This is a genomic window from Agaribacter marinus (genome assembly GCF_030160655.1).
Taxonomy (GTDB): Bacteria; Pseudomonadota; Gammaproteobacteria; order Enterobacterales; family Alteromonadaceae; genus Glaciecola; species Glaciecola marina.
In genome coordinates this window covers 390,561-404,977 of the sequence record NZ_BSOT01000006.1, presented here as the reverse complement: position 1 = coordinate 404,977, position 14,417 = coordinate 390,561, and the positions used below count along the sequence as shown (strand labels likewise).

The 14,417-nt window shown below is 41.1% G+C and carries 12 protein-coding genes; 7 read left to right on the top strand and 5 right to left on the bottom strand.

The window, feature by feature from the left end; genetic code table 11:
• Positions 1-5 precede the first annotated feature (5 nt).
• Entirely contained in the window at positions 6-422 is a 417-nt protein-coding gene (locus QQK00_RS12595) for a MerC domain-containing protein (RefSeq protein ID WP_284217932.1), read from the top strand.
• An 8-nt stretch (positions 423-430) separates the two neighbouring features.
• Here QQK00_RS12595 and QQK00_RS12590 read toward each other — a convergent pair whose 3' ends face one another.
• From QQK00_RS12590 to QQK00_RS12580, 3 genes are all read right to left on the bottom strand, one after another.
• Entirely contained in the window at positions 431-1,090 is a 660-nt protein-coding gene (locus QQK00_RS12590) for a DUF3299 domain-containing protein (RefSeq protein WP_284217931.1), read from the bottom strand.
• A 68-nt stretch (positions 1,091-1,158) separates the two neighbouring features.
• Entirely contained in the window at positions 1,159-1,608 is a 450-nt protein-coding gene (locus QQK00_RS12585; protein WP_284217930.1) for a hypothetical protein, read from the bottom strand.
• Positions 1,609-1,618: 10 nt separating this feature from the next.
• Positions 1,619-2,197, bottom strand: coding sequence for a DUF3299 domain-containing protein (locus tag QQK00_RS12580; RefSeq protein ID WP_284217929.1), 579 nt, complete (start codon positions 2,195-2,197; stop codon positions 1,619-1,621).
• A 78-nt stretch (positions 2,198-2,275) separates the two neighbouring features.
• On the opposite strand from QQK00_RS12580, the gene QQK00_RS12575 reads away from it, so the two are divergent.
• Together QQK00_RS12575 and QQK00_RS12570 are read left to right on the top strand one after the other, a co-directional pair.
• The gene (locus QQK00_RS12575; RefSeq protein ID WP_284217928.1) at positions 2,276-2,998 is read left to right on the top strand and encodes an ABC transporter ATP-binding protein; all 723 of its coding nucleotides are present in this window, start codon (positions 2,276-2,278) and stop codon (positions 2,996-2,998) included.
• Positions 2,992-4,221, top strand: coding sequence for an ABC transporter permease (locus QQK00_RS12570; protein WP_284217927.1), 1,230 nt, complete (start codon positions 2,992-2,994; stop codon positions 4,219-4,221). The genes QQK00_RS12575 and QQK00_RS12570 overlap by 7 nt, the downstream gene beginning before the upstream one ends.
• 114 nt (positions 4,222-4,335) lie before the next feature.
• On the opposite strand, the gene QQK00_RS12565 is transcribed toward QQK00_RS12570, so the two are convergent.
• The gene (locus QQK00_RS12565) at positions 4,336-5,955 is read right to left on the bottom strand and encodes a methyl-accepting chemotaxis protein (protein ID WP_284217926.1); all 1,620 of its coding nucleotides are present in this window, start codon (positions 5,953-5,955) and stop codon (positions 4,336-4,338) included.
• Positions 5,956-6,354: 399 nt separating this feature from the next.
• Between QQK00_RS12565 and QQK00_RS12560 the strand changes: the two genes are divergently transcribed.
• Positions 6,355-7,392, top strand: coding sequence for a M35 family metallo-endopeptidase (locus QQK00_RS12560; protein ID WP_284217925.1), 1,038 nt, complete (start codon positions 6,355-6,357; stop codon positions 7,390-7,392).
• Positions 7,389-7,886, top strand: coding sequence for a hypothetical protein (locus QQK00_RS12555; RefSeq protein ID WP_284217924.1), 498 nt, complete (start codon positions 7,389-7,391; stop codon positions 7,884-7,886). The genes QQK00_RS12560 and QQK00_RS12555 overlap by 4 nt, the downstream gene beginning before the upstream one ends.
• A 66-nt stretch (positions 7,887-7,952) precedes the next feature.
• Here QQK00_RS12555 and QQK00_RS12550 read toward each other — a convergent pair whose 3' ends face one another.
• The gene (locus QQK00_RS12550) at positions 7,953-10,766 is read right to left on the bottom strand and encodes a TonB-dependent receptor (protein WP_284217923.1); all 2,814 of its coding nucleotides are present in this window, start codon (positions 10,764-10,766) and stop codon (positions 7,953-7,955) included.
• Positions 10,767-11,139: 373 nt separating this feature from the next.
• On the opposite strand from QQK00_RS12550, the gene QQK00_RS12545 reads away from it, so the two are divergent.
• Together QQK00_RS12545 and QQK00_RS12540 are read left to right on the top strand one after the other, a co-directional pair.
• Positions 11,140-11,844 (top strand): ABC transporter ATP-binding protein, encoded by a 705-nt coding sequence (locus QQK00_RS12545; RefSeq protein ID WP_284217922.1) that lies wholly within the window; start codon positions 11,140-11,142, stop codon positions 11,842-11,844.
• Positions 11,837-14,317, top strand: a complete 2,481-nt coding sequence (locus QQK00_RS12540; protein WP_284217921.1) for an ABC transporter permease — start codon at positions 11,837-11,839, stop codon at positions 14,315-14,317. The genes QQK00_RS12545 and QQK00_RS12540 overlap by 8 nt, the downstream gene beginning before the upstream one ends.
• Positions 14,318-14,417 lie beyond the last annotated feature (100 nt).

Here is a 14,417-nt window from a genome sequence, read left to right as displayed (position 1 = left end):
CAAACGTGCCTGATACTGCCACTGATATTGCCGATAAATCTGCTATTGCGCTTTCTGGCCTATGCATCGTGCATTGTATTTTACCCATACTATTGTCGTTGATTTTGCCCTACTTCGCAGGCCTAAGTTATTTAACAGACGAGGCATTTCACCTTTGGTTAATTATTTTTGTTGTGCCCTTAAGCCTATTCACTATAAGTTGGGGTTATCGCCAGCATCGTAATAAAAAAACTTTGATACTCGCACTCATAGGCTTGATGTTAATCATAGTTTCTGCCGCGATTGGTCACGATACGTTTGGCCATACGGCAGAAGTATTAATATCAATCGCTGGCTCGACGCTTATCGTTTGGGGCCACTTGAAGAACATGAAATTAAGAAATACTAAATTTAAAAATGGTCGGCTTTCAGCTGTCAGCTAATTAAAATATTACCGTGCGTGAGTTCTGAAGGTATCAGGCTCACCACTGTATGTTTTAATCGAACTAGGCTCTAATGAATATGCCGACGTCCCAATAAAATCTTCGAATAACTCGACTTTAAGCTTTCCTTTTACCGTATACGCTTGACCAATATCAAAATCACCAAAACCTTGTGCTAATTGTATGAAAATCATTTGGTTGGGCGGCGGTGGTGGAAAATGAAGACAGGCACCAAAGTAGGGGACTAAAAACACATTTTGTAAGTCTTTATTCGGGTAAAAATCAATTGGCACAATGAATCCCGAAATAGAAACACGCTGCTCAGCAAAAGTATCCACTGTATTTACGGATATCATTGCTTGCTGATATTCTTTGTCGCTCGCTGACTCTATCGAGTTTAGGATTTGAGAAGTGAAATCAGAGACTGTTTTAGCCTCTCCCTGTTGATAACGACTGATCAATTCATACTCATGCTCCGGGAGTAACATTTCCCAGGTCAATTCTTCAAATTTGGTTTGGCTTGTATACCAAGTAGGTTTCGCCTCATATACCGTCGACGCGGGCAGTAACATTGACGCTATTTGCCTAGAGTGCTTAATACTTACATGTGTTACAAAGGCTGCAATAAATGACATCAATATTATGCCGACAATGCCTTTGGTTTTCATCGATTTAAGCTCAACTAGTTAATAGAATGCAGCGTTTTGATTTTATATGGCTAGTTACGCGTTGTATCTTAACTGGCATTTACCAAAATCTCTTGTCGCATAAAGTGAGGCTTACCATTTTCAGTGGCGGAAATGTTGACTATTATTGAGTGCTGCCCTTTACTTTTTGCTTGAAACTGCAATGTGAAGTCACCTCGAAGCTGCATCAAACTTACTTTTTCGTCGCTGATGAATACAAGATCGTCACTCGCCGCAAACTCAACGTTAATTCGTTCAAAACGAATAGGGGCGACATATGTAAAGTTGACAGAAGCATCAGTGCCTTTCTCAACAGTTTTCTCATCTATGTGCGCTAGCGACAGCGTTTGGTCATATTCACTATGAAAATTTTGTTTAGGCATTGTCGCCATATTGCCAAAAATACCAAAATTTAGGCCGCTACCATGCATATCGCACGCGACACTAGAAGCAGAGATAAGTGACAACAAAACAAGGCTGGTAGTATAGTGTTTTTTCATGACGCACCACTCAATAAGGTTGAACGTTATCTAAGGTCAGGCCATAAGCAGATGTACCCATATCATTAGCAACGGTTTCGATGTACATTTTACCCTCAAACAACATAGGAACAGAAAGACTTTCGACTGTAATCCCTTCAGGCCAGCGAGCAAAAATGATTTGATTTGGCGGCGGAGGCGGCAAATGCAAACAAGCACCGAAATAAGGCACAATAAAAAATTCTGTCACTTTACGGTCTTCGTTATTGCTCAACGGAACAATAAAGCCAGGAATTCTAATATCACGGCCATCAAACGCTGGAATAATCTTCTCTGATTTAAGTACTTCGTTAAACCGCTTCGCTTTTTCGTCGATAGCACTTTTTTCAGCGAGTTTTTCCATATTATCGTCAGCAGCACCATCCTGAATATTCAAGAGAAACTCTGGGGGGTCGAGTAATACCGCTAAATCTTCTTTGGGCATGAGTTCTATCCACTCTATCTCGACAAACTCTTTTTTGTCAGCAAAAGCGTTTGCACAAAACAGCAGTGCGGCAATACATGCTAATGCGCGCGCAAAAATATCGCGTTTAATTTTTAGTTTATTCATATCGATACTGATCCCTAATACAAAATATGTTATATCATAACAGCATAATATTTACCAATAACGAGCCATCCAATTACTATGAGCATTGCAAAATTACAGCAAGCTGACAATCAAGCCATTGCAGTAAAATTGTCTGATATTACCTACCGTTATGCGAATACAGCGCCCACATTATATTGTGAAAATTGGCAGGTAAAAACTAGTGAACGCATATTCTTGCACGGCGATTCGGGCAGTGGTAAATCGACGATACTCAGCTTACTGTCTGGCATCACCAAGCCCAACAGTGGCAGCATTGACATAGGTACAAGTAACTTAAGTAAACTGTCTGCATCTCAAGTAGACAAATTTCGCGCCTGCAACATTGGTATTGTTTTTCAGCAGTTTAATCTTATCCCGTACTTAAGTGTTATCAAAAATATTGAACTGGCAGTATATTTCGCAAAAACCAGCGTCAATGTGCGTGACAGCTTAGCACCGATGTTAGATAGCGTAAAACTACCCACTGATATTTTGAATAAACAAGTCGCTCAATTAAGTGTCGGACAAAAGCAACGCGTTGCCATACTGAGAGCCTTGATCAATTCACCTGATTTGTTGTTAATTGATGAGCCCACATCCGCACTTGACGCAAATGCGCGAGACGGCTTCATGCAGATGTTAATGTCAATGGAACAAACACGCGATACAACGATGATTTTTGTCAGTCATGATCAATCATTGCGTCAATATTTTACGCAACATATTGCTGTATCAGATATTTGTCAGTGGCGCACTAACAGTAAGGAGTCGGCATGTTAAGAACGCTTGCTTGGCAGAGCTTACGCAGCCGCAAAAAAACCGTAGTCCTAACTTTTTTATCGTTGCTAGTAAGTATTAGCGTGTTAATTGCAGTTGAGCATTTAAGAGCTGAAGCAAAAGAAAGTTTTAACCGCTCGATTTCTGGTACGGACCTAATTGTCGGAGCACCGAGCGGCGACTTAAATTTACTGCTCTATTCCATTTTTAGGATGGGCAATCCGACAAATAATATTCGTTTTGATAGCTATGAAATGTTGGGTAAACAAAAAAATGTTGCGTGGACTATTCCAATTTCACTCGGTGATTCTCATCGAGGGTACAGAGTATTGGGGACATCGGATAGCTACTTCACACATTTTCGCTATGGTGAAAAACGCTCACTTACGTTTTCTAATGGCCAACAGTTTAATAATCTATTTGAAGTAGTACTCGGCGCTGAAGTTGCGACGTCGTTAGCATATGCCATTGGCGACAAAATTGTTATATCTCATGGCATCGGTGCGACGAGTTTTAAAAACCACGACAACGCGCCATTTGTCATTGTTGGGATACTCGAACCGACAGGCACACCGGTAGACAAAACCGTGCATGTTAGCTTAGAGGCAATAGAAGCAATTCACCTTCCTCCCTCAAAGCTAAACAGTATTGTTGAACAGCAACGATTCGATTTACTAAAACCGACAGCGATTACCGCGGCTTTAGTCGGCCTAGACAATAAGTTTGCGACGTTTACTCTGCAACGTAAACTCAATAACTATAATGATGATCGCTTAATGGCAGTATTGCCAGGAGTCGCGATGATGCAGTTGTGGCAGCTCATGGGGAATATAGAAAACCTGCTTAGAGTGATTGCATTTTTGGTGCTACTATCGTCTTTATTTGGATTGACCACGATGCTCATTGCCTCGATGAATGAACGCAGCATTGAAATTGCCGTGTTACGCACCCTAGGTGCGTCTCCAATAACAATCTTTCAGCTCATCGTGTACGAAGCAATACTGATTGCCATATTGGCATTTTTAAGTGCTTGTGTTCTCGTATCGACAAGTTTAATGGCGCTGTCTGACTGGCTAGCGAGCACTTACGGGTTATTCTTGAGCGCTAATATTTTTAGCCAAGAAGTGCTTATTTTAGGGGCTTTTATATTTTTAGCCGTGGTGCTAGCCGCCATTGCACCTGCAATCGAAGCGTATAAAAAAGCCTTGCAAGCCCAGTTGTCTTGATAGCCTTGCAATAAGAAGCTAAAACCTTCATACGTTATAAAAACAGTACCTGTTGAAAAAAACAGGGACTGTTTTCGTTAACATGCATGATAAATTCAAGCGAAAGTAGATAGGCTATGCTGTTAAATGTTCCAATTCTGCCAACATTTTATCTTTTACTTCCGCCAATTTAACCGCATTAGTATTCAGGTTTTCACCGCATTCTCTGCTATCTTTTGCAGTTGATGTTAGGTTAACGACACGCTCAACAATTTTATCATTGAGTGTTAATTGTGTGCTTAAAGATGACGATATCTTTTCGTTGATGAGGGTAATCTTTGCTACGGCATCATCCACTTCCAGTAACATTGAGGAGGCGCTGTTTACCGTATTCTCGCTGGCAACGACCTCAGCTTCCCCTTCCATGATTGCCTGTACTGCCGCACTTGCGCCTTTTTGTAGCTTATCAATTATACCTTTAATTTCTTCCGTGGATTGCTGAGTACGAGACGCCAATGTTCTCACTTCATCGGCTACTACAGCAAAACCTCGCCCTTGCTCACCTGCACGTGCTGCTTCAATCGCAGCATTCAGCGCGAGCAAGTTTGTTTGCTCTGCAACACCGTTAATAACGTCGACAACACTACCGACAAGTGCTGTATCTTCCCCTAGTTGCCGAATAACGTCAGACGTTTCTCTTATTTTGGTGCTCGAGGATTGTATAGCCACAATTGTATTTTGCATCACTTCTCGACTTTTATTGGCAGATTTTTTAGCTGTTGTCACAGTGATGTTAGCCTCTGAGACATTCTCGCTCATTTGTGCGACTGCACTCGAAATATGCTGGGATACGTCAGAAATATTATTCGCTTGCTCATTCAATTGAGATGCAATTGTATAAACCAATGTTGCATCACCACTGATTTCATGGCTCACGCTGATTAACGCTCTTTGCTCATGTTCTAGTTGCTCGCTAACATGGTGGAGCTTTTTCCTAACGAGATTAATGGCGCCTGCCAATAAACCAAGTTCTCCATTGCGTTTTGATGATACTTGTTTTGTAAAATCCCCATGACTCACCGCCTCTATCGCTTTGATCAGTTTCGATATTGGATAGGACACTTTACGTGTTAAAAAGTAGCGCATTAAAAATAATGCTAATACAAGTACGACTGCAGAACTAATGTAAGCCGCGGTCCGCTGAAACTTTGTTCGTTTAGCCAAGTTATCGCTAGTGACTTTCACTTCCAATTGCAACATTTCAACTGCGTCGGCCAGCAGCTTAGATGGTTCTCTGTCAATCCCTCGAACAATCCTATCCGTAGCTTTATGATTAAAATCATTGTCCAAAAACTGTGAGTATGCAGCTTGATAGTGAGCAAAAATTGCGGCATGTGATGACTTAAATTGATTCAAATTTTGTTTAATATCTGCCGCTAAAGGCATATTTAATACTGCGGTGACTTGCGTTTGAATTTGTTGTTGTTTATCGATAAATCGATTCCAATATTTTTCGCGGTCGTTGTTATCGTGCCCGCGCAACAGTACATTCTTCCATTCCTGCACTTGGGTTTTAAACAACTGATTCATAGTGCCGGTTAATACAGCCGCCCGGCTTTCATTCGCTAACAAATATTCATACTTGTCGATTTTATTGGAGAGTAAAAAGGTAATAAGGACCGAACACAAAAATATCGACAACGCTGCCGTCATACTAATCAGTAACAAACGTGATTTAAGACTATTGATTTTCATATTGAAAGATAAGTTGGGTAATGAACACTTATGTTTATCGACAGCTAAATCGTATTTTTATATGCGAAATAGTTATTAACACTGAAAGAAAAAGAAAGAGAGATCACTAACGCCCTGATACCGCGTTATTACGTTTGTTTTTCATTCGCTTTATTATACAAAAGGAGAGAAAAAAGCATTTTTGGGGTAGCTATTTACTTTATCGATATTCATCATAAGCGTAATATATGTCACGTTGCATTAACGCAATATCGAAGTTACAACAAAAAGGGCGTAACACAACACGGAAACGATGCAAGCCTTAATATTGCTGCTAATTCAATCAAATAGTATTTGAAATATGATAGTAATCCTGTCTATTATTCAGCTCAAAGAGATGCAAAAACATGGAGTTTTAGTATGCCATTGAAACCTTTTTCTGAAGAATTTAACTATCAAAAGTCAATTCTAGATGGCTATACCGATAAGTACACTGCCCCTTTAAAAAACGTCATGCTAGCAATAAAAAGCATTATGGTATCTGATGGCTTTGACCGCAAATTTTCAGGACAACTGGATGGCCTTAGGTTAGCGCTCTTAGCAAAAGAGCGAGAGAAAATATACTTGTCTGTGGGTGCCGACACATCTAAGGCAATGACAGACACACAAGTGATACTAGCTTCTTTAGTAAAGTTTCTCAGGCATGTCTATCTTATTAAAGCTCAGGGTTCTCAAGAAGTGTGGGTGATTTCTACACCGAAAATATTTTCAAAATACATTTCGAATGAATTATACGATGTACGCAATAACCCCGTTTTGCTAGCAGCAAGCATTGCGGAAGTCGATGAACGCTTCACATCACAACAAAAGAAAGCGCTGGGCGAAGCCACTAATGTTGCAATGAAATGGTGTCAAGCTACGTTAATTGAGCTGTCACTGGCGCATCTGTCTTCCAAATCGAGAGCAAAAAGAATCGTACGCAGATGGTTTGTAGGAAACAAGCTCGACGAAACAGAAGTTGATAAATGTATTACTAAACTTATCGCTGGCATCCGCAAAGTAGTATCTGTCATTAGTTCAAATAAAATAATCTTTACTGACATGCCAACAATACGATCGTCAACTGACGCCAAAGATAAGGGTTTGGCAGCGGCCCTTGCGTTTGTTTACGCCGGGAACTATGAAAAAATTCCAATTATCTATATCGAAAATGGCTTCTTCAGCAACAACAGCATCATGCCTGATCGCGACTATTGGGCCTTAACAGTAATTCACGAAATCACACATTTAGAATTAAGTACAAAGGATCACAAATACGACTTTGATGGTCTTCGGCCTGATAAAAACCTTACTCCGGCTCAAGCCATTGAGAATGCAGATTCATGGGCATACTTTTGTGCCAATGCAGCAAAAGCCTTGAGCAATAACTCTTTAAACAAGGTCTTAAACAAACCATGAGTAACTTGCACCACAAATATCGCCTGCAAGCCTTATGTATTATTGTGCTAACCTTCACTTTGTTTGCATGTGACGATACAACAACGACCCGACAAGATACGCCAATACCTAAAGAGGACATACATATGAGTGGCATTCCGCTTCCCAATGATAATGGACAAAGCTCAGCCCCATCAATAGCGACAAAAAGAGCAGCGCCACCAGATGTCCCGTCGCTTAAATTTGAGGGCATGACCTATTTACTGACAACAAAGACTAATGAGGAGTTAACGTCCTCAAGTACAACATTAAACGCACTTGACCAACAACAAACACTCTCTTGGTCACTTGAGCTATACAAAATTGCCTTCGACCCATTAATTGAAACAGACGTACAAGAAATTTATCCCGCCAGCATGGAGGTAGATGAAGTGCAACGTAGACTTACGATAACCGACGAACAAAGCAATAAATACGTAGTTGACTTGGATACACACAGCTTGATTACTGATTAGTTTCACAAATCATTTGAAGCCGCATTAGTCAGCGTCTGTGACCAATGCGGTTAGTAATAAACAAGCTTAGAACGTTGCCCGCACACCCACATTAAAGCGACTACCGTATTGTTCAGCATCGATGAGTTGTTGCTGGTAACGACCATGTCTTCGAATGGTGGCGTTCGTTAAATTCAAGCCTTCAACAAATACCGTAAAATGCTCATTGACCTGATAACTTGCATTGGCGTCTAACTGACCATAATCCTCTGTGAAAGTAGGTTCATTACCTCCTTGAAGAAGAAACTGGTCTCGCCAGTTATACGCAATACGCACCAAGACATCGCCTTTTTCATAAAATCCAACAAAATTTGCTGAGTCACTAAGGCCGGTAAGCGCCCGATTACCATCTATTTTTCTGATGTCGTATTCTGCATCAGAATTTACGACAGTATAATTGGCAATTGTGCCAAATCCGCTTTCACCGAAGACATGTTGCAACGTAAATTCCCAACCGTCGACTTCAGACGAGTCTAAATTGCTTGGCGTAGTGAATTCAAACTCAATTGCTGGTTGGTCGGCACGATTAAAACACGCAGGATCAGGCACTACGGCACTCGGACAAAGATCTGGGTCGGCATTTACACTCGGATTAGTTAGGGGATTGCCATTCACATCGTCAAGTGTTCGATTGACCGTAATTTCACCGATAAAGTTATCGACATCTTTGTGAAAATATCCCATCGAAACGTAACTTGCATCACCATAATAATACTCAAATGAAATATCAATATTATCAGATACATAGGGTAAAAGATTTGGGTTGCCTTGTCTCGCCTTAGCGACTTCATTTGGACGCAACTGGGTGATTCTAGTCGATGGGAACATTTTATCTAAATCACTACGCGTGATGCTCTTTCCATAGGAAAATCGCCCCACTAGCTTATCCGTTAAATCAAGCTTTACGTCAAGGTTTGGTAAGGTATTGTTGTATTCGCCCTTGAGTGTTTGCGCTACTGGCACACCATCTGGCACCTGTTGGATACCGGTCACATGGTTGTACTGGAGGTTTTGTATGCTCTCTAGCACTGAATATGCGCTAACGTCGGTTTGCTCATGGCGCAAACCAATATTTGCATAAGTTTGCATGCCTGCCAGTTCAAACTCAAAATCAGCGCTCACAAACGCGGCGGTGGTTTTTTCCTCTACGCCATCTTGAGAGGGCGGTACTTGAAAAAACAATCCTTGCTCTTCTGCGAGTTGAATAAAACGGTCTGCTGAATATCTAGGCACCAACGGATACAAAGACTGAGCGCCGCCAAACTCACTTAAGGCATCACCTACATCTTCAAATGTTAATCCAAGATTGTCTATATTAAGAGAAGTCACAAATGAAAAGGTACCAAAACGCCGAGTATCGACTTCGTATTGGGTATTCTGAAGACCAAAATTAACCTCAACTAAAGCACCACTATTGTTATTTTCCCATTTACCCGTAATACGATTTTGTTGAATGTTATTGTCGATTTCATAACCGAAGGTATGAAACAAGTCGGGAATAATATTTGAAGGGTCATAAGCATTCCCGCCCGGCAGTGCAGAGTCGTCCACTACAACTCTTGGAATATCTGTGGAAAAATCTGCTGTAATATCAACAAGTTTAGTTGCGACTGCGACCAAGTCACCGCTGTCATTTAGCTGATATGCGCCATTGGCCAAGTTTGCGCGATGCTCAGAGTTAATTCCGTTGGGGTTTGATTTAGACTCAGCGCCGTGAAGGTCAACATTAAAACTGAGGGAATCATTTACTTGCCACTCAATATTTAGCCCGAGTGAATCACCTTCAGTTTGTTCTAAAAACTGCCACGCCCAAAAGTTTAATTCGTCGGTTACTTCGATAGGGTTTACTAAGGTACCATTGACGTCTGGCGTCCCTGTGGGTGAATCAAACCACATGCCTTGACGATTCATTTGCGACTTTTGCTCAAAGCGCTGAAGTGTATAGTCGAGCGTTGCCACTACATTTTCGTTTGGCGCAAATTGCACGACAAGCTGCGCATTTTGACGCTCCCTTTCGGTGTCTATTAAGTCTAAATCAACCGTTTGTGCAGCCCACCACGCGCCTGTACCATTATTTATTTGGGATGTATTGATATTTTGTCCGTGATTTCGCACCCAGCCTTCAGTGCCCGCTCTATCCGTATGACTATGCCTAACAGAATGACCAAGTGACAACAGTACGCCCAATTTGCCGTCTAAAAACGTGTTACTGATTGCCCCTGATAACTCAGGTGTAACGGTATCACCGCTTTCAACACTCGTATCAATAATCCCTTTTACACTGCCGTATGCTTTAAAACCGTCGTAGTCGAAAGGTTTCGCTGTTTCAATATTGATTGTCGCGCCTATCCCACCCGAATCGACATTTGCTCTTGCTGTTTTATACACTTGAATTTCAGACACAGACTCTGAGGACAACTCACGAAAATTAAAACTTCGGGGAATGCCGTCCGATGTAAGAGATGATGAGCGTGGCATTTGCCTGCCATTTAAAGTAACCATGTTAAAACTGGGTCCAAAGCCGCGCACCGTCACTTGATTACCCTCGTTATTTGAGCGGTCAATCGACACACCGGTGATACGTTGCAATGACTCAGCTAAGTTGGTATCAGGAAATTTACCGATATCTTCCGCCGTTATTGCATCTACAACGCCAGAGGACTCGCGTTTAATACTCCCAGATAAAAATAGCGACCGCCGTATACCTTTTACTTCAACATATTCAACATTTTTATCCGCCTTGGTTTCAGATTGCGCGCTTGCAGGCAAGGCAATATTATAAAGCGCTCCAGTCACGGCTATAGCTAGCGTTTTTTTTGTAAATAGTTTCTTTACTGGCATAGTGTTACCCCTCATAAGTTTTGGAATAAACAAGCGAATAACTGATTAAGTTCTATACATAGCATTAAGAATAAAAACGCATAACCGACTACTTATTACACTCAATTAAAATATTTATTGCACATAATAATGATTCAAAAACACTGTAAATCATTTTGATAGCGTTATCAAATTATTAATAATTTGTTATTAAATATGGTTCAATGAGTTAACACCAAAAATAAAACAAGAATTTCCAAATATGATATCGCTATCAAAAACCCGTTTAGCGAAATACTTAACATTTAAAAAATTGCACCGCTAATCGTTTCACATCCATTTCACAGTTCGCTTTCTAAGCTGCAGCAAAATTACCTAAAAAAGGATCATGACTATGTCAATAAATCCAAATAACCGAATTGAATTAGATAAGGTTGGCCAATCTTTCACCAGCAATGAACATGAAGTGCTTCTATTTCAAGACTTAAGTATTTCCCTTGTTCAAGGAGAATCGTATGCCATCACAGGTCCATCAGGATCCGGTAAATCGAGTCTATTAATGCTAATGTCAGGCTTAGAACTCCCCTCAAAAGGGCAAGTAACATATCTTCAAAATACACACAAACTCCCTTTAAGTGATTTACGTGGAGAGATTGGTTTTATCTTTCAACAATTTCATTTACTCCCCGAATTAGATGCATTAAATAATGTTGCCTTGCCGCTAAAACTGCGTGGACAAAAGGGCGCTGAAGAAAAAGCAAAATATTGGCTAACGCGCGTTGGACTAGCGCAGCGACTTAAACACAAACCGCAACAATTAAGTGGTGGTGAGCAACAACGTGTTGCCATTGCTAGAGCACTAGTTTTCGAACCCAAATTCATTTTTGCAGATGAGCCCACAGGCAATTTAGATACGAAGAGTGCAAAAGAAGTCGCTGACATATTATTTTCTTGCTGTTTAGAAAATGGGGCGGGACTCGTTATGGTTACGCATAGCGAGACCTTAGCGGCACGCGCACAACACATATTGGCTTTCAAAAATGGACAATGTGAACTGCTCGAGCATGAGCATGATAAAGGTAAGGTGCATTATGCGTAGCAATAATCTTAGTTTAGCTTGGCAATTTTACCACCAAGAAAAGGGGCATGCGTATAGACGTTTTCCTGCGCTTATCCAATTGATTTTAATGGTATTTATCGTTACATTGAGTCAGACAAGCAACTCCATTCAAACCTACCTCAACACTAACCTCAACAACTTATTAGGTGCTGACATAGTTATCAGTCAAAAAGGTCGCTTGACGGATGCACAAGAAACACACCTCAATAGGATATCAGAGAGAAGCGCGCTTACTCAAAGCCTCAAGACGACCTTAACTTACAATGATAATTGGCAACGAGTAACACTCAAAGCAGTAGGTAACAACTATCCTCTGCAAGGGGAGTTACTCACATCTTACTCACTAGGAGGTAAAACTATTGCTGGTAGTTCAGGTCCGCTAAGCGGTGAAATTTGGATGGATTCACGCCTACTTACCGTACTGTCAATTCAACTGGGTGAACAATTAAATATTGGGGATCAAAGGTTTACAGTATCCCGTATTATACTGCACGAACCGGATCGATTAATGGAAGGGCATAACGTAGATATGCGTGCCTTGATACACCATGACGATTTAGAACAACTCAACTTCCCTAAAGATATTATTCATTCTCGTTATTTATTTTCCGCCAATAAAAAGCAAATTAACGACATGATTGAATGGCAAAAAGCGCACTTGCCCGCCGCACAGATTCATCACAAGCAAGGTGCACACCCCTTGGCTTTGTTTTGGCAGCGGACAGAGAACTTCATTGGCCTCGCATCGATTATTCTATTTTTCATGGCAGCTATCGCCATCCAACAACTTAATCAGTTGCAGATGCAAAAAGAACAGTTTTTCTCAGCAGTGTGTATAAGCTTTGGTGCGTCAAAAAGTACAGGGCTGCAAATCTCTATTATAAAATGGCTATTGAATATCGCATTTTTATTGCCGCTTGTGTTGTTGCTATCGACCCTACTTCACTGGCTAGCCATTCAATGGTTAAGCACCCGATTTGACGCGCTCGAATGGCATTGGAATATTCTGCATTCGATTAAACCAATGCTGATTGCCGCCATTATCTTTAGCGCATTTCACTTACCTATTTGGTTTCGGCTCAAACAGGCATCTGTGAGACAGCTCATTAACAACCTAGATAGTAAGGTCAGCAAAAGCTTATCTTTTACCTGTGCCTTGATAGTATTAGCAACAGTGTCAGCGATTTATTCTGACAATGCTCTGCTAACCGCGATGGTCTTGGGCGCAATAGGGATAAGCATAACCCTCATTTTATTGATTAGTTGGTTTGCATTGTCACTCGGTGAAAAATCAACGAAAAAATTCTCTGGTCTAATTCCATTTGCACTTTACATGATGAAACAACGATTGCTTAGCAAGACTACACAGATATTAGGCGTCGGCCTGTGTGCATTCTTGCTGCTATTTACCTTAATGTTACTTAAAGACCTTGGTGGCACCATGAATGCATATCAGCGTCAGCATGATGGCAACTTATTGATAACGCAAGCCAGCGAAACACAAATGATCGACATTGATACATGGGTCGCCAAAAACGCCATTGAAATACGCCAACGTAAACCCTTTATGTACGGCAAACTTACGCATATAAATGATATGCATTTGTCGGATTATGCAGATACACCAAGTGATAGCTTAGCTACTTTTATGCGATCTATTCGCTTACATTGGAATGATTCAATACCGGAAAACAATCGTATAGTCGATGGTGAATGGTGGCAAACAAATGCTACACACTGGCAACAAATATCAATTGAACAAGAAGTGATGACCGACCTAGGCTTGCAGTTAGGCGATCGATTAACGTTTTATATCACCGAACAAAGCGTCGAATTTGAAATTACCGCGAGCCATGCATACAAACCCGGCGCAGGTTCGATCACCTTTTGGGCACAAATGCCCGCCGCTGCACTTGATTTTATTGCCGCGCCACACTACCACATGGCAAGCCTAGAACTCGAAGACGCGCAATTTTCGTTGCTCGCTCAAGTATGGCAAAAACACCCCTCATTGCGTATGGTTTCGATGGATGAAATAACGCAACGCTTTGACAAAACACTCGCAATGGTAACGCAGATAATCAGCGGCTTTTCTATCTTGATTAGTTTACTAGCGAGCATCGTCATTTTGTCTTCTGTGCATGCACTTGAAGCCAAAGAAAAGAAAAAAAACAGCATCATTATGAGTTTTGGTTTATCCAAAAAAACATGCTTTCACCTCAATATCATTGAATGGTTTGTTACTGGAAGCATTGCTGCAAGCGGCGCGATCATAGGGACCTGGATTGCAGGCTTACTCATTTATGAGTCTCAGTTTTCTATGCTATATCGGCCAAATTTCTTTTGGTTACTGACAACGTTGTCCATCATATTATTCATAGTCACTGCGATAGGTATTGTCGCCAACAAGAATAGCTTGTCGAGCTCGATAAGGGAGTTGATGACGGAGTAGTTGGGGCAATTTGCCCCTTTTTGCTCTCTTTTTATACTCGCTTTTATGATTTGTATTCTTTTCACATCCTTTTCACACACCTATCCGCATCCTTTTTGAC

Excerpts from the sequence above, each read along its gene's own strand:
- QQK00_RS12565 (WP_284217926.1), bottom strand. The coding sequence starts at position 5,955 with ATGAAAATCAATAGTCTTAAATCACGTTTGTTACTGATTAGTATGACG.
- QQK00_RS12550 (WP_284217923.1), bottom strand. The coding sequence starts at position 10,766 with ATGCCAGTAAAGAAACTATTTACAAAAAAAACGCTAGCTATAGCCGTG.
- QQK00_RS12580 (WP_284217929.1), bottom strand. The coding sequence starts at position 2,197 with ATGAATAAACTAAAAATTAAACGCGATATTTTTGCGCGCGCATTAGCA.
- QQK00_RS12585 (WP_284217930.1), bottom strand. The coding sequence starts at position 1,608 with ATGAAAAAACACTATACTACCAGCCTTGTTTTGTTGTCACTTATCTCT.
- QQK00_RS12560 (WP_284217925.1), top strand. The coding sequence starts at position 6,355 with ATGCCATTGAAACCTTTTTCTGAAGAATTTAACTATCAAAAGTCAATT.
- QQK00_RS12575 (WP_284217928.1), top strand. The coding sequence starts at position 2,276 with ATGAGCATTGCAAAATTACAGCAAGCTGACAATCAAGCCATTGCAGTA.
- QQK00_RS12590 (WP_284217931.1), bottom strand. The coding sequence starts at position 1,090 with ATGAAAACCAAAGGCATTGTCGGCATAATATTGATGTCATTTATTGCA.
- QQK00_RS12540 (WP_284217921.1), top strand. The coding sequence starts at position 11,837 with ATGCGTAGCAATAATCTTAGTTTAGCTTGGCAATTTTACCACCAAGAA.
- QQK00_RS12555 (WP_284217924.1), top strand. The coding sequence starts at position 7,389 with ATGAGTAACTTGCACCACAAATATCGCCTGCAAGCCTTATGTATTATT.
- QQK00_RS12545 (WP_284217922.1), top strand. The coding sequence starts at position 11,140 with ATGTCAATAAATCCAAATAACCGAATTGAATTAGATAAGGTTGGCCAA.
- QQK00_RS12570 (WP_284217927.1), top strand. The coding sequence starts at position 2,992 with ATGTTAAGAACGCTTGCTTGGCAGAGCTTACGCAGCCGCAAAAAAACC.